Origin of the sequence: Cytobacillus gottheilii, assembly GCF_001636345.1 — a bacterium.
GTDB lineage: Bacteria > Bacillota > Bacilli > Bacillales > Cytobacillaceae > Cytobacillus > Cytobacillus gottheilii.
Genome location: NZ_KV440945.1, coordinates 1,247,380 through 1,267,288, shown reverse-complemented (window position 1 = coordinate 1,267,288; position 19,909 = coordinate 1,247,380). Strand labels below are relative to the sequence as shown.

Sequence of the window (19,909 nt, the reverse complement as noted above, 5' to 3'; positions counted from 1 at the left end):
GCTTTTAAGCGGTAAAGTAAAAGTAATCGTCAAAAGAGGGTGTACGCCTTGGAAGAAACCAAAAAATTGTTCGCTCTGGATATCGGTACCCGATCGATTGTAGGAATTATCCTTGAACAGCAGGAAGATCAATTTCATGTTATAGATATACTTATTCAAGAACATACGGAACGTGCCATGCTCGATGGGCAGATTCACGATGTGTTAGCTGTCTCAAAAATCATCATTCAAATTAAGGAGAAGCTGGAGAAAAAGCACGGACCATTAAAAAAAGTAAGTGTAGCTGCAGCTGGACGTTCATTAAAAACGAAACGCGCAGTCTCTTCGATTGGGATACAAGGGAAGCCCATGATGAATAAACAAGACATATTACATCTCGAATTAAGTGCTGTTCAGCAGGCACAGGCTCTTGTCGCAGAGGATCAAGAAAGTGAAAAGAGTGCTATGTACTATTGTGTCGGCTATTCAATTCTTTATTACAAGCTCGATGGAGAAGAGATTGGGAATCTAATTGATCAGCAGGGGAATGAAGCGTCTGTTGAAATTATTGCCACGTTTCTGCCAAAAGTTGTGGTTGAATCACTTATTTCAGCTTTGCATCGTTCTGATTTAGAGATGGAAGCACTCACCCTTGAGCCTATCGCAGCGATCAATGTTCTCATTCCTCAATCAATGCGCAGACTAAATGTCGCGCTTGTTGATATTGGCGCAGGTACTTCCGATATTGCGATAACGGATTTAGGAACAGTTGTTGCCTATGGAATGGTTCCAGTTGCGGGAGATGAAATTACTGAAGCGATTAGTGATCAGCTTCTGCTTGATTTTCCGCGTGCAGAACAGGCAAAGCGTGAATTGCTGACACAGGATTCCATCATGGTTGAAGATATCCTTGGCTTTGAGGCTGAGGTAACAAAAAGCGAAATTATTGAACAGATTTCACCTGCCATTAACCGTTTAACAGGATCCATATGTGATGAAATCCTCACGTTAAATAATCACAAGCAGCCTAAAGCCGTTATGCTTGTTGGCGGAGGCAGCCAGACACCTGCATTAGCTGAGCGAATTGCTGAAAAATTGCAGCTGCCTGCCAATAGGGTAGCGATTCGCGGCATTGATGCCATTCATGCTTTAACACTTTCAGAGCATATCTCACGCGGTCCAGAACTAGTGACGCCCATTGGCATTGCCATAGCGGCTCATAAAGCGCCTGTACAATATAAAACCGTTCATGTAAATGAACAGCCTGTACGATTATTTGAGGTGACCAAATTAACGGTTGGTGACTGCCTGCTTGCTGCTGGTATAAAAATGAATAAATTATATGGAAAACCCGGTTTAGCCATGATTGTATCTTTAAATGGCCATCAGATCACCATTCCCGGATCTCACGGAGATGCACCTTTATTAATGAAAAATGGAGACATCTGCGGATTAGATGATAAAGTCCTAAGCGGTGATGAAATTACTGTCAAAAAGGGGCAAGACGGCTTGAGAGCTGAGGTCTTAATTCGGGATTTAATCGATGAGCTTCCAAATAAAACAATTTATGTGAACGACAAGGAATATATTCTTGATGCAATGATCAAACGCAATGGCAAAGCAGCAAATATTGAAGAGCATGTCTTAGACCATGACATGATTGAATGTACCGTGCCTGAAACGATTTCTGAAATGCTCACAGCATTACATTTGGAATATTTACTGGACAGACTAAAGCCCTTCAAATTAAAAATAAATGGAAAAGACACGATAATTCCGTCATTCTCTGGAGCACTTCTGCGCAATGGTTCACAGGCAAAAGTGCATAATGGCATTGACCACTATGATAAAATCACTATTTCGAAAAGAAGCGAGCCAACGCTGAAAGATTTAATGCTGCTTAAACAAATGGTCTTGGAATTCACTTTGCCAGTAACCTTTAATAATAAAGAAATACAATTAAAAAAGCCATTTGCCCTTTTTAAAAGAAATGGAGAAGAATTGGCATTAGAGGATATTATCTCTGACGGTGATGAATTAGAATACATTCAGATTAAACGAGAGCCTTTCATTTTTCAGGATATTTTTAAAGCAGTAGAAATTGCCATGCCTCAAAATGCTAAAGGGAATTTCCTTCTTTTAAAAAATGGAGAAAACGCAACGTTTTATGATGAATTAAATGCAGGCGATCAGCTGGAAATTGTCTGGCCAATTAAACAGATGCAGACATATGTGAATAAAACGTCACTATAAGCTTTAAATATTTTCGTACTCCCTTCCCGCCAGAGCCTTGTTTCTAAAAGCAGTTAAAGGAACGAATTTTTCAAAGAGGAACCTTTTAAATATGGTAAAAAAAAACGGTTCTGGATTGTCCAGAACCGTTTTTTTGATTATTTATTCTCTTCAATTGCCTTGCCTAAAGAATCAGTCGTAATTTTCCAATGGGAAGCATGCCAAACAACATCTCCATTTTTAAACAAAATAGATTGTGGTGATTCATGCTTAATATGAAATTCCTCGGCAATATGATCTGATAACGGACGATCATCTTGAACAATTAATACATATGTTTTCAGATCCTGCTGCTCTCCAGAAAAGCTTTCATATTCTTCATAAGCTGCTTGGCTGATTGGGCAGGTAGAACTATGCTTTAAAAGCATAAAAGTGCCCCCGGCCTTAATCACTTCATTAAATGCTTCTACATTAGTTAGTCTTTCCATTCAAAAATAACCTCCAAATAGGATAATAAACGGTGAAGTAATCTTACCACTTCACCGTTTATAAGACAAATATCGAGTTTTATCGATTATACTTTAGCTCAGTCTCATCAAAAGCTTGCTTTGTTTCATCAAGCTTAAGCTGTATCTCAGCATCATTTACTGGAGAATTCCCCTCAGGAAATACTTCATTGTCCGTTTTAACAGCAGTTAATTCAGAAGTTTCCTCCGATTGAGTATCCTGATTATTTTTAGCCGTTAAACCTTTCACTTTGTTAACCAATTCCGAAGATTGCTTTGAAACAGAAGATGAAACTGCATTTGTTTTTTCTTTAGCTGCACCAGCTAATTCTGTTCCTTTTTCCATAGCTGTATCGCGGATTTTGCTTGTTTTTTCCTTTATGACAGAAGCTTGTTCGCTAATATCGTGCATCAATTCTTTACCTGGTTTTGGTGCGAGCAATAGCGCAGCACCTGCACCAATGATTCCTCCGATTAAGGCGCCAATCACAAAATCTTTTGTGTTCATGCTTTCTTCTTTCACATCCGTACCCGCATCAAATTGATTGCGATCTTGTTTACTCATTTCCATCCCTCCGCATAATTTAGTTTCTTACTCGTACCTTCTCTCTTTTGTCCGGCAAAACATCTTCTTGCTTTTCATATTGATATGGATCAGGTTTTTTCATTCTCCACTTATTCTTTATCTCAAGAAGCACATTGCTCCACTGAACAACTTGTGATATCTTGTCCTTATTTTGCTCAAGTTGATCATTTACAGTAGATGTTATTTTCTGGACAGATCCGTTAAAACGTCGAACTGAATCTCCGACTTCTTTCACTGCATATACGACACTATTTAAGCTTTCAGATTTCTGCTGGATATCACTTGCAAGTGAGTTGGTTTTATGTAGAAGCACTGTTGTTTCTTTCGTGACTCCATCTAATTGTTTCTCCAACCCAGTCAGCGTATGTGAAACACTTTCCAATGTCCCCTGCAAGGAATTTAATGTTTTTGATAAATAAACAACCAACACTAAAAATGCGACTGCAATAACCGCTACACTTACGTATAAAATAATTTCCATTGTGCACCTCCGTCTTTCTTTCAAGAAAAATCTGTTTTTCAAGCTGTTATTATCATTTACCCAATGCCTTGTACTATAAACCAGCCTATTGATTAAATCTTACCATAATCTCCTGAAAATTTTATAATAATAAACAAATTGAATTATTTCGGTTACAATAATAAATGCAAGTATATTTATTAATGGGGGTAAAAAAATGAGAGACTCACGTATCGATCAGCTCGCAAAAAACTTAATCAATTACTCAGTGCGCCTGCAAAAGGGTGAAAAGGTACTGATTGAAAACTTCGGCTTACAGAAAGAGCTTGTAACGGCCCTAGTAAGAGAAGCATATGCTGCAGGAGGACAGCCATTTGTCTCCCTCAAGGATCATCAAGTGGACCGAGCATTATTGTTAGGTGCACAAGAAGAGCAATTTAAGCTTGCAGCTGAGTTTGAAGCAAATGTTATGAAAAACATGGACGCTTATATCGGACTTCGTTCTGGTGACAATATTAACGAACATGCAGACGTGCCAGACGATAAAATGAAGATCCATGGTGCTACAATCGGCAAGATGGTACATAGAGAAATCCGGGTTCCAAAAACAAAATGGGTCGTACTCCGCTATCCAAACGCTTCGATGGCACAATTAGCGAAAATGAGCACTGAAGGTTTTGAAGATTTCTATTTCAATGTCTGTAATTTAGATTATGGAAAAATGGATAAAGCGATGGATCAGCTTGTTTCCTTAATGGACCGTACCGATAAAGTGCGTATTACCGGTCCTGGTACTGATTTATCTTTCTCCATTAAAGACATTCCTTCCATTAAGTGTTCTGGTCAGATGAATATTCCAGATGGAGAAGTTTACACTGCGCCAGTACGCAATTCTGTTAATGGTGTTCTTACTTACAACACTCCATCGCCATATCAAGGCTTCACATTTGAGAATGTAAAGCTTACATTTAAGGATGGCAAAATTATAGAAGCAGAAGCAAACGATACGGAACGTATTAATAAAATCTTTGATACAGATGAAGGCGCGCGCTTCATTGGCGAATTTGCCATTGGTGTAAATCCATATATTCTTCATCCAATGCAGGATATCTTATTTGATGAAAAAATTGACGGAAGCTTCCACTTTACGCCTGGACAATGCTATGACGAAGCTTCGAACGGCAACAATTCAAACATTCACTGGGATATGGTAAACATCCAGCGTCCAGACTACGGCGGTGGAGAAATTTACTTTGACGATGTTCTCATCCGAAAAGACGGCCGTTTTGTAATCCCTGAATTAGAATCTTTGAATCCGGAAAACTTAAAATAAGACATTCATTTCTATGATCGATCAAAAGCATAGTGCTAATGATTCTTCCCTAAAATGCAAAAAAGGATGCAGCCATTGGGCCAGCATCCTTTTTCATTGTATATACCTTGCTTACTATTAGTTCATTAATAATTGTTTCTCATAGGCAGCCTGGAATTTTTGAATATCCCCTGCTCCCATAAAAATGATGACACTATCTTCATGTTTCTTAAGAACAGCTGTATCTTCTTCAGTTAAAATTTCTGCATCTGAAATCTTCTCCTGGAGATCTTCAATGGAAAGCTTTCCATGATTTTCACGCGCAGAACCAAATATTTCACATAAATATACTTTATCTGCTGTATTTAAACTCTCAGCAAACTCAGATAAAAAGGTTTGCGTTCTAGTAAACGTATGCGGCTGAAAAACAGCAACAATTTCCTTTTCAGGGAATTTTTGTCTAGCAGCCTCTACTGTTACTTTTATTTCTGTTGGATGGTGTGCATAATCATCAATTATGACTTGAGACCCAATCTGCTTTTCAGAAAACCTTCTCTTTACTCCACCAAAAGATGAAAGCTGCTCCTGAATAATATCTGCATCAATTTCCTCATAATGGCAGACAGCAATTACACCAAGTGAATTCAATACATTATGATCTCCATATGCATTTATAGAAAAAGTATGATAGAACGTATTTCTGACAAAAACATCAAATGTCGTTCCTTCAGTAGATTTTACAATATTCCTGGCTTGGAAATCATTGTCCTCGCCAAAACCGTAAAATAATACCGGAACTTTCGCTTGAATTTTTTGCAGCTGCTCATCATCACCATATGCAAATATCCCTTTTTTCACTTGCCAGGACATTTCCTGAAAAGCTGAAAATACATCATCAATATTGGCAAAGTAATCGGGGTGATCAAAGTCAATATTTGTCATGATCGCATAGTCAGGAGAATACGAAAGGAAATGGCGTCTATATTCGCAAGCTTCAAATGCAAAATATTCAGCTTCTTCCTTCCCTCTTCCTGTTCCATCTCCAATTAAATAAGAAGTTGGTTTTGCCCCCTGCAGGACATGCGAAAGCAAGCCTGTAGTGGAGGTTTTGCCGTGCGCCCCTGTCACTGCAATGCTTGTAAAGTTTTGGAGAAAATCGCCAAGAAAACGGTGGTACCGAACAATCGGCAAGCCCAGCTTCATCGCTTCTTGAATTTCTTCATGTGTATCAGGAAAAGCATTTCCTGCAATTACAGTCATGCCTGGTTCAATATTTTCTTTTTGAAAAGGAAGAATTTTAATTCCAGCTTCCTCTAGTGCTGCTTGAGTAAAAAAACGTTTTTCATAATCGGAGCCTTGGACCTGTAAATTCATATCATGAAGCACTTGTGCAAGTGCGCTCATTCCAGATCCTTTAATCCCTACGAAATGGTAAATAGTCATATAAAGAACCTCCAACCATCGTATATCTGTAACACAGTATATGACATATATCTAGATTTGCTCATATCCTTTAAAGGACATGACTTAAACTTTTAAGAACATTACAGCATTAAAGTAAATTGTCAGTACATTTATCAGAATAGAGGGATAGTCTTTATCTACCCTCTATTCTGATCCGTGAACATAGTAATATGAAAATGCATTCATTCATTATATCATTAGTTGTTTTGAAAAACTATGCCCTATATTTCCTTCTCTAAACGAGGGTTTGGGCGATATCGCCGTCCGGCTTTTGCCACATGCTTCCCATCAATCATGACATTGTCGCCGGTAAAACCAATATTCACCTTTAATAAGCTGCTGCCGACACCATAAGTATCAACAGGAACTCCTTGCTTTTCAAACTCTAAAATACGGTCTTCATTAAAGCCACCGCTAACGACAATTTTCACATGCTGAAAGCCCTCATCATCCAATGCCTTCCTTAAGGCAAAGATCAATTCGGCATTAACTCCTCTAGGATCGAATGTTCCAAGCACATGCTGATTTCTCAGGAAATATTGATCAATCATCGTACGGGAGGTATCAACGCGGACTCCTTTTAAGTCCTTTCCAAACTCCCGTGCTACTTTTAACGAATCAGCAACTGCATCGTTATTATAATCAACCAATGCGATAAGATCATCATCAGGAAAAGTCTCTTTGTATGCTCTTGTAGCTGCAACTAGGTCTCCTTCAAATAGCTGGATTAAAGCATGCGGCATTGTCCCCATGCCCTGCTTGCCCCACCATTCATTCATCGCATGTGTTGCTTTTGCACTCGCACCGCCAATATGAGCGGCATAGCCATCGCCTGCTTGGGTCATGAAATGATCATCACGGTCTCCCATGAAAATAACTTCCTTCTGTTTACCGGATGCGCCGGCAGCTTTGACTACATTGTACACATTTGTAGCAACAGAAGTACGGCGTGCTAAAATCCCATCAATCAGACCTTCAAGATATCCAAAGGTTTTATAATTTCCTTTAATTGTTAACACCGTTTCAAACGGAGAAATCTTATCTCCATCTTTTAAAGAATATATTTCCAGTTCTTCAGGATTATCCGCAAATGTTTTAATTAGTGAGATAACCTCATCTGTACCGCAAAGAACCGCATGGTTTTTTTGAAAAAATTGCATCGTTACAATTTTTTCATAATGATATTTCTCTACAATTTGCTTTGTTTTTAAAAAGTAAACAGCCGAAAACCAGCCATCCCTGACACGCTCATCGAACTTAAACGTTTTATTTGTTAAACGGTTGATCTTGCCTTGCAACTTCAATTCAATTTCTTTCATTGTTAAAGCTCCTTAAGTCAATTCCACCTAAAATGTTATATTTATATTGTTTTCTAATGCAAATAAAGAATACCACGTATTAATTTATTGTACTAGCCTCTAAAATACTTTCAAGATCAGCTGCACTGATCAGTACATCTCTTGGCTTACTGCCGCGGTTCTCTGTAATATATCCTAATTGCTCCATCATGTCGATTAATCGGGCTGCCCTGCTGTAGCCGATTTTAAATCTCCTCTGCAGACTTGAAGTAGATGCAGATCCCTGGGCAACTATAAATTCACATGCGTCAAAGAAAAGCTCATCCTCTTCCTCAACAGCTTCTGCTTTTTTCAGCAATTCTTCCTGTTCGAACAAGTAATCCGGATCTCTTTCTTTTCTTACATGAGCCACAACCTCGTCAATTTCCTGATCCGATACAAAGGTTCCCTGCAGTCTGACAGGCTTTGAGGAGCCATTTTCCAAAAATAGCATATCTCCCCGTCCAAGCAGTTTCTCCGCTCCGCTAATATCAATAATCGTGCGGGAATCCACTTGAGAAGAAACAGAAAAAGCAACTCTTGTAGGGACATTCGCCTTTATCAATCCTGTTATAACATCCACAGATGGTCTTTGTGTGGCAATAATTAAATGAATTCCGCATGCTCTTGCTTTTTGCGCAATCCGGCAGATGGCTTCTTCCACATCAGCAGGAGACATCATCATTAAATCCGCAAGCTCATCAATCACAATCACGATATATGGGAGCTTATCCTTATATTGTTTGGCCTGCTCTGCAAGCTCATTAAATCGAGTGATATCACGGACACCAGTATGAGCAAAAAGTTCATAGCGGCGTTCCATTTCTTCCACAGCCCACTTTAAGGCAGCAGTGGCAGCTTTCACATCTGTAATGACTGGGCTGACAAGATGCGGAATTCGATTATATGGAGCAAGCTCTACCATTTTTGGATCTATAAGCAGTAATTTTAATTCATCTGGAGTTGACTTATATAAAAGGCTGATCAAAATCGTATTAATACAAACACTCTTCCCAGATCCTGTCGCACCAGCTATCAATCCATGCGGCATTTTCCGCAGATCCGTTACGATCGGATTTCCGGCAATATCGAGACCTAAGACTGCTGTCAGCGGAGATTTTGCCTCTTGAAAAACTGCACTGTTAATAATTTCACTGATAAAAACAGGACGGCTGGAATGATTCGGAACTTCGATGCCAATCGTGTGTTTTCCTGGAATTGGCGCTTCTATCCGAATATCCCTTGCTGCAAGACTTAATTTAATATCATCTGACAGATTCGTAATTTTATTTACTTTGACTCCAGGCTCAGGCTGCACTTCAAAACGTGTAACCGACGGCCCTTGAGTCACATTTACAACATGTGCACGCACATTAAAGTTAGAAAGTGTGGAATTCAAAAGCTCTTCCTGTTTAAAAAGCCATTCTGATGATTCTTCAGGAGCCACACCTGGGAGAAGCACATCCTTCGAAGGAAAAGCATAATAAGGCAATTCTTCGGCATCATCCAGCTGTTCCATTACCGGTTTAGGCGGATTATCAATCGTTTGCGCTGTTTGCGGTGCTGTATTAACAGCTCTTGGGACAATCTTTTGCTCCTGCTGATCAGCAGAGATCCTCTCTTTTTCTTCCTGAATCTTTGGCTCAGTATTCCCTCTAAATGGAACAGCAGACTGAGCTGCCTGCAGCTTTTGCCGATCCTTATTCAGCATGATGACATTAAACGGAATATGGCTGCGGGAATTTCTTGGTTTTTGCTCTGGTTCCACATTTAGCAAATCCTCTTCATGATTGCTTTCTGTGAGTTGTGGGGCCTCTGAATCTTCTTGTTTTTCTTGTGACGCCGCCTCTTCTAAAACAACTTCCTCGGAAAAAGGTTGCTCCTTCACTTCGATCTCACCTGGCTCGTCTATGTTTTCCTCAATGAGCATTGAATGCGAATTTGAAAGAGCCTCTGAGCTTACAGGCACATCCGTTACAGGTTCTATCTCTTCTTTATGTTCTTCTAAAATGGGGAGATCCATCTCTTTAGCTGCTGTATTTTCTTCATCATAATAGACTTTAGCAGGCTCTTCATTGCGTTTCACACTTTGAATAAGAGTGAGAGCACTTTCTAAGTGTGCCTCCTGCTTAGCTTGGTGTTCAAACTCATTAACTTTTAGCTCATCTAAGTTTGTTGTTATATCTTTTTTATCCATATTAATTTCAGAATTGCTCTTAAGTTCGAACTCTATTTGCTCTTTTACCGGGCGCTTAGCGAATCCATAGATTGGCGAAGGAATCTCTGTCGGATGAAATGGCCTCGTCATTTTAGCGGCAGCATTCCGTTCTGTTTTGACGCTTTCTTTCTGAACAGGATGTTTACGGTACGCTCTATTTGTTTCGTCTGTTTTTTTCTCTGGAGCCGTTTTGTGTATCTGTCTCTTTTCCTTCTGCTGTTTTGCTTCTTCATCTGGAATAAGCGGAAACCTGAATTTCCCTTTAGGATACTGATATAAAACCTTAGCATCTACATTTTTCCCATGATCCTTTTTCTGTTCCATATATGTGACCTTTTCAGGCTCAATCTGTTTTTGATCAACATCTTCCTCTTCTTGAAAAAATCCAAATATCTTTTTAAACCAACTCATATGTAACCATCTCTTTCTGCAAGTCTATCCTTCTTATTTTAGCAGTATTTTGGAGGAAGTGGGGATAAAAATCGATATTGGGTCTTTATGAGGTCTACCGATATGCAAAAAGTCTAATTTGTATCATCTAACTCAGACAAAATATGCCAAAAAATAGGCTGTCATCAGAAAGAGGACAGCCTAGAAATTCTTTTACTTTTTTGCGCGATTTTTTCCTAAAATAAAAATTGGTTCAAGCTCACCATCTTCATATAGAAATGATAGGGCGGTGATTGGCACACGGCCGCTCGCAAAGAAGCTCATAGTCATCTGTGCAAGGACGTCATAACCTGTATCATTTTTAATATCACAAATGATTAGGACATCCTGATGGGGAACAGCAATAGCCATTTTCCCATCGACCTTCTCTTCCATTTCTCTCAGAAACGATTCATTTAAGATCCTGCTGGCATCATATCCATCATTGCTATTTAGGAAATAAAAATCATTGCCTGCCACTTGATCCTTTTTAGCATTTACTGAAAGTGACCGGACATTGAATAGAGCAGTTTCCTTTATTCTTCCCCGATCCCAGCCTTCTTTTGACAGCAGCTCTTCATCAATCAGCCGATATGTGTTGCCCAGGTCTAAAGCATAATAAATCCTTGTCTCAGCCGTATGTTCATCTGTTAAAAAGGGAACGCCTTCTTTTGATTCTGATGGAAAGGAAGTAGAGCGTATGACTGGAAAAATATTGCGCTCATGACCTGATAAAACCGGCTCTCCTGTCATCGCCTCAAGTCCTTCTTCCACATAATAAACAACTTCATCAATGGCTTTTTCCTTTTGTTCCTGCCACTTAGCAATGATACCCGGCAGTGAGATCGTAATCCCTTTACCCGTTTCTTTATTGACAACACGAAGCTGATCTTTTTCACGATCAAAGCTAAACTCGCGATTGTCCTTTTCTAATCGATCCTGTAATGCCTTTTTCATTTTCTTGCTATCCATTTTCATCTGTTTCCCTCCTACTGGAGTATGTATTGACCTATACTTTAGAAAAAAACCTCCATCCATAGCATGGTGGAGGGTGAAATATCTTATTTACTTAAAGACTCAATAAATTTCTCAATTTCCTCTTGAGTCTTCCGATCTTTGCTGACAAATCGGCCAAGCTCATTTCCATCCTCAAAACCAATAAAGCTTGGAATCCCATAAACATCTAGCTGCACACATAAATCGATAAATTGATCACGATCTACGTAGACAAATGTATAATCAGCATACTTTTCTTCAACTTCAGGCATAAATGGATCTATAAATCGGCAATCGCCGCACCAGTCAGCTGAAAATAGAAAAATATGCTTGCCCTTTGCTTTTAACTCTTCAAACTGTTCCATAGACTCAAGTTTTTTCACTGTCTTCTCCTCCTGTACGTTAAACCTAATAGGATCATATCAATCTTCCCCTTAACAGTCCAATAAAATGCAAACAGAAGAGCTGAAGGTATTATTATGCTCACCTTTTAGTATAAATTACCTATTTTTTTCTGGAAACCCAGTCGAATTATGAAGAAAAATAGAATTTATCTAGGATAATTTATGTGTAATTGTATTGTTTTCCCAGGATCTAAGCACTATAATTAAATAAAAATTCAAATTATTTATATTTTTAGATTATTAAGTTCTAACCTGAAACTTAGGTTTTACAGCCAGACAATTTTAAGGGGGGATTTCATGAAGACCATACGAGCTAAATTAAGTTTTCTTCTGTATATGACCATTGGAGGGCTCGTTCTTCTATTAGCATTTATTATTCTTTTAAACACGGTTCAAGAAAGCAGCAGAGATCAGGAACAATTACTTCAAGAAACAGTCAGCAGCAGTAAGGAAATCAAGTACAATATGGCCATGACCAGAAAATATGAACAGCAATTTTTACGGGCACCAGACCAAAGCAGTGTTGACTTAGTAGCACAGACGATCGTTCGAGTGAAAGCCGAAGCAGAAAGACTTGGAAAGCTGCAGGATAACAAAGAAATTAAAGAACAGTTCGATTCTGTTGCCCTTATATCTGATACATATATGAAACTCTTCACTGAATTATCAGGCATGTATGAGCAAATTGGCTACAATAATCAGCATGGGTTAAAAGGTCAAATTGAAAGCAATGCCAAACAAATCACATCCCTGACACAATTCATGAATAACCCTGTAATTGATGAACAGCTGCTGCAAATGAGAATGTACGAAAAGCAATATTTAGCTGCAAGAGAGGAAGATTCATTCCAATCATTTTCAGAAACTGGCAGTAATCTGCAGTCTATTATTGATCGTGATGAGGATATTGAAGCAAGCTCAAAAGATTATTTAACAAGAAGATTATCGGATTATCAAAATGCCCTAACTACCATACACAGTTCCTACCAGCAAACGGGGGAATTTATTGCACAATTCGATGGACAAGCAAATGCAATTGAACAAGCGATTGCTGAAGCCGAACAAGCAGTCCTGTCCAATCAGCAGACTCTAGTTAGTGACATCAATAAACAAAATGAACTGATTAACTGGATCATTTACGGAATAAGCTTTGTCCTTGTTCTCGTATTAAGCCTAATTGGAATCTATTTGATGCGCAATATCACCAGTTCTATTTCTTCCTTGAAGGCAGGAGCAGAAAAAATCGGAAACGGGAACTTAGCCTATCGGGTTCCATTTAAGGGCAGCGATGAATTAAGCCTGCTCGCTCAAACCTTTAATGGCATGGCAGAAAAGGTGCAAAAATCCTTTTTTCAGATTCTTGATTCCTCTACACAGCTACAGGCGTCTTCCCAGCATCTAGCAGCCATTTCAGAGGAAACGACAGCACAGGCAAATGAGGTTGATAGCGCGATTAAACAAATTGCAATTGGAGCTGAGGAGCAATCCGTGCAGCTGGAGGACAGCAGAGCAGAAATTGAACGGGTTTCGTCCGCGATCAAACGAACTGAGAAATTAAGCTCCGAGATTTCAGCAGATGCTGATTTAACTGAAAAACAAGGCCAGCAAGGACTTCATACGGCAAGAGACTTACAGGAGGTTTCTGATCAATTTCTTCTTTTATCTAATCATTTAATTGAAAAAGTGGGCGAAGCATCTGCACACACATCTAATATTACATCCATTGTGGATACGATTCAGGATATTGCAGAAAGCACAAACCTATTAGCATTAAATGCTGCCATTGAGGCTGCCAGGGCAGGTGATTCAGGTAAAGGGTTTGCGGTGGTTGCTGCTGAAGTAAAAAAACTGGCTGAACGCTCTAAAACAGAGGCACAAACGATTCATCAGCTCATTATTTCCATGAATCAAAAAATGGATCAGCTGCTGCAGGAGTCTGAAAAATTTAATGATTATAAGACACGGCAAGGAGAAGCAGTTCAATCAACCAAAACGGCATTTGAATCCATCGTTTTGCATGTTCACTCGATAAGCGGGAAAACCAAGACGATTGAATCAGCCGTTAAGGAAGTACAAAATTCCAACCACCTTTTAACCAACCGGATAGAGGGAGTTTTCCTAGTATCACACACATCAGCTGCAACAGCTGAAGAAGTTGCTGCCTCAAGCGAAACCCAACTTGATGCCATTTCAAAAGTTAACCTTGCTGCAGTTGAACTTAGCCAAATCGCCAGCGATCTCCAGCAGGAAGTTAGTTTATTTAGTTTAGAGGAGTCAGCTGTGGAAGAGGCCGGTAAAAAAGAAAAGAAAAAACGTGGAGTTAGACTAAAATTTCCGAAATTAAAAATGAATGTGAAGTGGAGAATAAAAAAATAGCGATTTGTAATTGATCTCTCAAAATATAGTTTTAGCGTATTTTGGGGGATTTTTTTATGATTGTGTTTTAACTACCGAGCTGCGCCATTTCTCCTGAATTCGGTTGTTAAAACTCTTTTTTCACTACCCAACTCAGCCACTACGCTCGACTTCGGGCGTAATAACTCCAACACTATCTAAAAAAACACCCTTATGCCATTCAAACTGGACATAAGGGTGTTTCAGAAACACCTTTTATTTCACTGCAACGGATTGTGCAATTTCCATCATCGAAGAAGCCGTTTCAGACAGTTCACTTGTTTTTGCTTGGGTAGTAAGCTTTACACCGCCGATTCCTACCGTCATTTCATTTAGTTTCTCTTCAGCTTCTTTAATTAGTAAGAAACCAAAGCCGTCTTCTTTTTCAAACGTTTCATTGACTTCATAGTCACCTTGGTTAATTGTTGAATCATATACAACTTTACTGTCAGATGCTTCGTTTTGATTGTAAAAAAGAATATACGTTTTATTTCCATTGTTTAAAATGACATTGTTATCAGTTTCTTCTTCGATTTCATAGCCTTGAGGCAAGTAAAATGCAATATCTTCATTTTCATTGTTTGTATTTTCTGGTGATGTTTGAAAGGCGTCCTTAACTGCCTCAGTAATCGTACTTTTTTCTTCATTTAAAGAAGCGGAACAGCCGCTTATGAATAGGATACTGAGAAGTAAGAGCAAGGAACCGACCGAAATCTTCCTCATACTTTTTTCCTCCCTGTCAACATTTCAATTGTCCTATTCTATCATACATTTTCCAATATTCGTCTGACAACCCTTTAAAGAAAATTGGAGAGCGAATATATCGGCTGCCGAAGGAAAAAGTGGTAAGATGTTACAAAGGAGGTAGATCCCATGAAGCTTTCAATTTACTTAGCAGGGGAAATTCATTCTGACTGGAGAAAAGAGATCAAAGAAAAAGCGGAGGCATTAGAGCTTCCAGTTACATTTTATGGACCTATGGAAGACCATGACCGCTCTGATTATATTGGAGAGGAAATTCTGGGCACTCAGCCAAATGACATTCTTCGTGATGAAGCCGCATCAAGCATAAACAACTTGCGCACAGAGCTGTTATTACAAAAAAGCGACCTGGTAATTGCTTTGTTTGGCGAAAAATATAAGCAATGGAATACGGCTATGGATGCCAGCGCTGCCGTTTCACTTGGAAAGCCGCTCATTCTGATTCGCCCAGAATCATTGCATCATCCGCTTAAGGAATTATCCCAAAAAGCACATGTTACGGTAGAGCATGTAGATCAAGCTCTTCAAGTAGTTCAGTACGTATTTTCTAACTAATATAGAATCCGCAAGATTTACTTGCGGATTTCTTTCTGCTCTTTTAGCTAATCGGCCCGATTTCTGTATTCATATTGTCCAAGCAGCATGCAACAAATATGTGTAAACATATCAATCCGAGAAATGCGGCCTGAAGTAAAGATTCCTATAGCTCCATCTTTTTTCCGTACATTTTCCTTTTGGGCATACTCATCCATTACAGGACCCAGTTCCATACCTGCCCGCAGCTTTACAGCTATTTCTTCAGACAGCGGAATCCTTGCTCCTCCTGCAATAATAGGGGGCTGGCCTTCTTCATAAAGAGCTCCCCAATTGCAGAGATACAGACCATATTCTGTTTCGACAACTCCGCCCTCTAACCCAATGCCAATCTCTCCGCTGCCTTTTTGCATAGCATCGCGGGCACGGTTAATTGCACCGCTAATAGTCTCTTCATCAGAAAATGGCTGTTCGCTAACATTTGAAGCAGCATCAATGGAAAAAAGCTCTGCCGGATATTCTTGAAAAGCAGTTTCAGCCGCTAAAATTTTTGCTGGGTTTTTGCTGCCGATTATTATTTTTTTCATCTTCAAACCTCACTTAATATGTATAAATAAAGAGGCAGCCTAAGCTGCCTCAACAATCTTTAGCTATTTTGACGAATAGAGTCTACTGTCGCACGGTCACTTGCCTTCACTAGCTTTACAAGCAGTTCCTTCGCTGCAGCATAGTCATCGACATGGACAATGGATGCGTGTGTATGGATGTATCTTGAGCAGATTCCAATAACGCCGCTAGGAATTCCTTCATTCGAAACGTGGACACGTCCTGCATCTGTGCCGCCTTGAGAAACAAAGTACTGGTATGGAATGTTGTTTGTTTCTGCTGTGTCTAAAATGAATTCACGCATTCCGCGGTGAGTAACCATTGAACGGTCAAGAATTCGAAGCAATGCCCCTTTGCCAAGCTGGCCAAACTCATTTTTATTCCCTGACATATCATTGGCTGGACTTGCATCAAGCGCGAAGAAAATATCTGGTTTAATCATATTTGCTGCTGTTTGTGCACCTCTTAAGCCAACCTCTTCTTGAACAGTTGCTCCTGAATAAAGGATGTTTGGAAGCTTTTCATCCTTTACTTCTTCAAGAAGTTCAACTGCTAAGCCACAGCCATAGCGATTATCCCATGCTTTGGCTAAAATTTTCTTTTCATTTGCCATTGGAGTAAAGTCACATAATGGGACGATTTGCTGCCCTGGCTTGATGCCAAGTTCAATGGCATTTGCTTTGTCATCCGCACCGATATCAATCAGCATGTTTTTAATATCCATTGGCTTGCTGCGTTTTGCTTCATCAAGAAGGTGAGGCGGAATAGAGCCGATGACACCAATAATTGGACCGTTATCGGTAATGATTTGTACTCTTTGCGCCAGCAATACTTGGCTCCACCAGCCGCCTAATGTCTGAAAGCGCAGCATTCCATTTTCAGTAATGGAAGTGACCATAAAGCCAACCTCGTCCATATGACCGGCAACCATGACAGTTGGTCCATTGGCATCTCCGCGTTTTACACCAAAAATACTTCCTAAATGATCCTGTACAATCTCATCACTATTTTTGCTCAGCTGCTCACGCATAAATTTTCGAACAGCATGCTCATTTCCTGGAGCACCAGGAAGCTCTGTTAATGTTTTAAAAAGCTGCAATGTTTTTTCATTCATTTTTATTAGCTCCTTTATTTTGCACACTGCAAAAGAATGCATTATGTATAAATCCTATTTTACAGAACTTTCACAATGCTTGCCACCTTTTCAATTGATAGGTTTGTATCATTCGCTTTTTTTGATAAGATGAATATAGCAATTATCTTTGGAGGTGCTTTCATGAAATGGAGATCATTTTTACTTGGATTAGGAATCGGCCTTGTCAGCGGCTATGCAGCAAAAGAACTGCTGGCTGAAAAATCATTGCAGTCTGCTGATAAAGTATTGGATCATGCAAAAAGGCTGTTTAAAGAAGAAGGTCCAATCAGCGGTTCGTGGATACATATGAAAGCTGAGCCTTATGAAAAAGGACTGCTTCATTATGATGTATATAAGGGCGGTATTTCCAGACAGCAGGATGATGTCACTGAGCAATTTGAATTTATTGCAGACGCAAAAACAGGAACGATATTAGAAGTATTTAAGCTTGTATAATGAGTGCCGCGGCTGAATTTGCCGCGGTTTGTTGATTTTATAAGCTTCATCGATTTAAAAATTTTTAATTAAAACTCGTTTAATATTAAGGTGTACTAAAAGTCATTATTTTCGCCGTAAATATGATTTATTCAAGGCAATGTCAATTTATCTCCAAAAATAACCGGGACAAAAAAAACTTATCCAAAAAGGATAAGCTTATTGATAGCGAACCTCACAGCGATAAATTCTGCTGCCTTTATTTGAAAATTTTTCTTCATATTCTGTCATAATATTTCCTTCATAGTCGCTTTTATGCAGATCAAGACTTACATAAGTTAACAGCATTCCGTATTCTGAAAAGCTTGTTAAAGAGTACTCAAATAACCCTTGGTTATCTGTCTTGAAATGAATTTCTCCCTGATCAACGAGAATATTTTCATAAATCTGCAAAAAGCTTTTATAAGTTAGCCTTCTTTTAGCATGGCGTGATTTAGGCCATGGATCTGAGAAGTTTAAATATACGCGGTCAACATCACCTTTAGCAAAAAACTCTTCAAGGTCATTTGCGTTCACATTCATTAATTTAACATTCGGAATTTCTTCCTCAATAATGCGGTCCAGTGCTGTTACAATCACACTTTCTGCCAATTCAATGCCTATATAGTTTATATGAGGATTTGCCTTTGCCATTCCTGTTATAAATCTGCCTTTGCCTGTACCAATTTCGATATGCAGAGGCTGCTTCTGATCAAAAACAGTGTCCCAATTGCCTTTATGTTCTTGTGGCGAAGCGATCACATATTGTGGATATTCATTTAATTTATCTTTAGCCCAAGGCTTATTTCTTTGTCGCATACTGACACTCCTAAAAAATAATATCCTTCAAAACATATCATGCAGAACCTTTAAGCGCAACCCTTATAGAGTGTATTCAAGATTCTGCCACGTATAAATAAACAAGGGAATCACAACCTAGTTGTGATTCCCTTTTTCTCTGCTTTATAGAGCTTAGAAATAAACTATTCGCAAATGTAATCATTCTTAAGCAGAAAGGATGTCTGTTATGCCATTAAACCAGCAGGATCAGTTTTCATTATTAAAAGATATTTTAAGCAATCATCAAAATGATTGCTGCGGCTCTGTTGCAGAATGTGAACAGCTTGAACGATTAGTCAAATCTTTAATGGTTCAAACCAATTCAGATCGCCATATCCAGCCTGTTTTAGAAGAAATTTACCGCTATAGCCAAAATGGGATCGCTGCACCGGAATTAGATCAGCATATTGAATCTAATCAGCAGGAGCTCTCACAATGGGTGAGTGAAATCAATCAATATTCTTAGTCTAAAACAGCAGTAAGGAACTCTATCCACTTATCCATTTCAGAATAACGTTCCTTACTTTTGTGCCATTGTATAAAATGAAGCGTTTGAGCAATGACATACCACTTCATGCGCAGACGCAAATGATCCGTTAATTGTACACCATAACGCTGCACCCATTCTTCCCACTGGTCTTCAGGAATATACCAGTAAAGAAGCATGCCAAGATCAATGGCTGGATCTGCAATCATGGCACCATCCCAATCAATTAGATACAACTGGTTGTCCTCAGTCAGCAGCCAGTTGTTATGATTGACATCACAATGACAAACCGTTACCTCTTCACAATCAATTTGCTCAATGGATGAATGCAAAAATTGAAGGCCCTTTTGTACATGATCATGGTGCCTAAGTGAAGGATCTAACTGCGTATTAACCATATTTAATAAGCTTTCAGGCTGTAAAGGCGGTTTCCCGATCCTCATTAGCATAGCAAGCAGCGGCTTAGAGGAATGGATTTTGTTCAACAGCTTTGCCACTCGCTCATCATTCATGTCCGCTGCTTTCAGCTCTCTGCCATTCAGCCATTGCTGGGCTGTTACCACATCACCGTTTTCCATTCTCTTTGTCCAAACGAGCTTAGGGACAATACCCTCTGCAGATAATACAGCGAGAAAGGGGGAAGAATTTCTTTTCAGAAATAATCTTTGCTGTTCAAACTGAGCAAAATAAGCTTCGCCAGTTGCTCCCCCAGCGGGTACAATTTCCCATTCCTCTCCAAAAAAATGTTCCAAGA

At 39.2% G+C, this 19,909-nt stretch carries 19 protein-coding genes; 6 read left to right on the top strand and 13 right to left on the bottom strand.

All coding sequences use genetic code 11. The features are described 5' to 3' along the window. Positions 1-48 precede the first annotated feature (48 nt). Positions 49-2,232: a cell division protein FtsA gene (locus A6754_RS06090; RefSeq protein WP_066442978.1), complete on the top strand. Its 2,184-nt coding sequence runs from the start codon at positions 49-51 to the stop codon at positions 2,230-2,232. Positions 2,233-2,369: 137 nt separating this feature from the next. Here A6754_RS06090 and ytxJ read toward each other — a convergent pair whose 3' ends face one another. The 3 genes from ytxJ to A6754_RS06075 all read right to left on the bottom strand — a co-directional run bounded on the left by ytxJ (position 2,370) and on the right by A6754_RS06075 (position 3,784). Further along, positions 2,370-2,699, bottom strand: a complete 330-nt coding sequence (gene ytxJ, locus A6754_RS06085; RefSeq protein ID WP_066442977.1) for a bacillithiol system redox-active protein YtxJ — start codon at positions 2,697-2,699, stop codon at positions 2,370-2,372. Between the two features lie 79 nt (positions 2,700-2,778). Then, a complete protein-coding gene (locus A6754_RS06080; protein ID WP_066442976.1) occupies positions 2,779-3,282 on the bottom strand; it encodes a YtxH domain-containing protein in 504 nt (167 codons plus the stop codon). Between the two features lie 19 nt (positions 3,283-3,301). After that, the gene (locus tag A6754_RS06075; protein WP_066442975.1) at positions 3,302-3,784 is read right to left on the bottom strand and encodes a DUF948 domain-containing protein; all 483 of its coding nucleotides are present in this window, start codon (positions 3,782-3,784) and stop codon (positions 3,302-3,304) included. A 196-nt stretch (positions 3,785-3,980) separates the two neighbouring features. On the opposite strand from A6754_RS06075, the gene A6754_RS06070 reads away from it, so the two are divergent. Next, on the top strand, positions 3,981-5,096 hold the full coding sequence (locus A6754_RS06070) for an aminopeptidase (protein ID WP_066442974.1): 1,116 nt from the start codon (positions 3,981-3,983) through the stop codon (positions 5,094-5,096). Between the two features lie 117 nt (positions 5,097-5,213). On the opposite strand, the gene murC is transcribed toward A6754_RS06070, so the two are convergent. The 5 genes from murC to A6754_RS06045 form a co-directional block, all read right to left on the bottom strand. Further along, positions 5,214-6,518, bottom strand: coding sequence for a UDP-N-acetylmuramate--L-alanine ligase (murC, locus tag A6754_RS06065; RefSeq protein ID WP_066442973.1), 1,305 nt, complete (start codon positions 6,516-6,518; stop codon positions 5,214-5,216). Positions 6,519-6,760: 242 nt separating this feature from the next. Then, positions 6,761-7,858 (bottom strand): nicotinate phosphoribosyltransferase, encoded by a 1,098-nt coding sequence (locus tag A6754_RS06060; protein WP_066442972.1) that lies wholly within the window; start codon positions 7,856-7,858, stop codon positions 6,761-6,763. Between the two features lie 79 nt (positions 7,859-7,937). Then, positions 7,938-10,505, bottom strand: a complete 2,568-nt coding sequence (locus A6754_RS06055; RefSeq protein WP_066442971.1) for a DNA translocase FtsK — start codon at positions 10,503-10,505, stop codon at positions 7,938-7,940. Between the two features lie 192 nt (positions 10,506-10,697). Continuing rightward, positions 10,698-11,501, bottom strand: a complete 804-nt coding sequence (locus tag A6754_RS06050) for a DUF1444 domain-containing protein (RefSeq protein ID WP_066442970.1) — start codon at positions 11,499-11,501, stop codon at positions 10,698-10,700. An 83-nt stretch (positions 11,502-11,584) separates the two neighbouring features. Then, positions 11,585-11,902 (bottom strand): thioredoxin family protein, encoded by a 318-nt coding sequence (locus tag A6754_RS06045; protein ID WP_066442969.1) that lies wholly within the window; start codon positions 11,900-11,902, stop codon positions 11,585-11,587. Between the two features lie 318 nt (positions 11,903-12,220). Between A6754_RS06045 and A6754_RS06040 the strand changes: the two genes are divergently transcribed. Further along, positions 12,221-14,299 (top strand): methyl-accepting chemotaxis protein, encoded by a 2,079-nt coding sequence (locus A6754_RS06040; RefSeq protein WP_066442968.1) that lies wholly within the window; start codon positions 12,221-12,223, stop codon positions 14,297-14,299. A gap of 234 nt (positions 14,300-14,533) precedes the next feature. Here the strand turns inward: A6754_RS06040 and A6754_RS06035 are convergent, their stop codons facing one another. Then, on the bottom strand, positions 14,534-15,040 hold the full coding sequence (locus A6754_RS06035; protein WP_066442967.1) for a hypothetical protein: 507 nt from the start codon (positions 15,038-15,040) through the stop codon (positions 14,534-14,536). Between the two features lie 150 nt (positions 15,041-15,190). Between A6754_RS06035 and A6754_RS06030 the strand changes: the two genes are divergently transcribed. Beyond that, positions 15,191-15,634: a YtoQ family protein gene (locus A6754_RS06030; RefSeq protein ID WP_066442966.1), complete on the top strand. Its 444-nt coding sequence runs from the start codon at positions 15,191-15,193 to the stop codon at positions 15,632-15,634. Positions 15,635-15,681: 47 nt separating this feature from the next. On the opposite strand, the gene A6754_RS06025 is transcribed toward A6754_RS06030, so the two are convergent. After that, positions 15,682-16,200 carry a DUF84 family protein gene (locus A6754_RS06025; protein ID WP_066442965.1) on the bottom strand — a complete coding sequence of 173 codons (519 nt, stop codon included), beginning with the start codon at positions 16,198-16,200 and terminating at the stop codon, positions 15,682-15,684. A gap of 59 nt (positions 16,201-16,259) precedes the next feature. Further along, complete coding sequence (locus tag A6754_RS06020; protein WP_066442964.1) at positions 16,260-17,333, bottom strand: M42 family metallopeptidase; 1,074 nt, start codon at positions 17,331-17,333, stop codon at positions 16,260-16,262. Positions 17,334-17,495: 162 nt separating this feature from the next. On the opposite strand from A6754_RS06020, the gene A6754_RS06015 reads away from it, so the two are divergent. Then, positions 17,496-17,810 (top strand): PepSY domain-containing protein, encoded by a 315-nt coding sequence (locus tag A6754_RS06015; protein WP_066442963.1) that lies wholly within the window; start codon positions 17,496-17,498, stop codon positions 17,808-17,810. 198 nt (positions 17,811-18,008) lie between these two features. Here the strand turns inward: A6754_RS06015 and trmB are convergent, their stop codons facing one another. Then, positions 18,009-18,647 carry a tRNA (guanosine(46)-N7)-methyltransferase TrmB gene (trmB, locus tag A6754_RS06010; protein WP_066442962.1) on the bottom strand — a complete coding sequence of 213 codons (639 nt, stop codon included), beginning with the start codon at positions 18,645-18,647 and terminating at the stop codon, positions 18,009-18,011. Between the two features lie 208 nt (positions 18,648-18,855). Between trmB and A6754_RS06005 the strand changes: the two genes are divergently transcribed. Further along, a complete protein-coding gene (locus A6754_RS06005; protein WP_066442961.1) occupies positions 18,856-19,134 on the top strand; it encodes a YtzH-like family protein in 279 nt (92 codons plus the stop codon). Here A6754_RS06005 and A6754_RS06000 read toward each other — a convergent pair. Continuing rightward, on the bottom strand, positions 19,131-19,907 hold the full coding sequence (locus A6754_RS06000) for a phosphotransferase family protein (protein ID WP_066442960.1): 777 nt from the start codon (positions 19,905-19,907) through the stop codon (positions 19,131-19,133). The two genes, A6754_RS06005 and A6754_RS06000, sit on opposite strands and share 4 nt — an antisense overlap. Between the last annotated feature and the right edge of the window lie 2 nt (positions 19,908-19,909).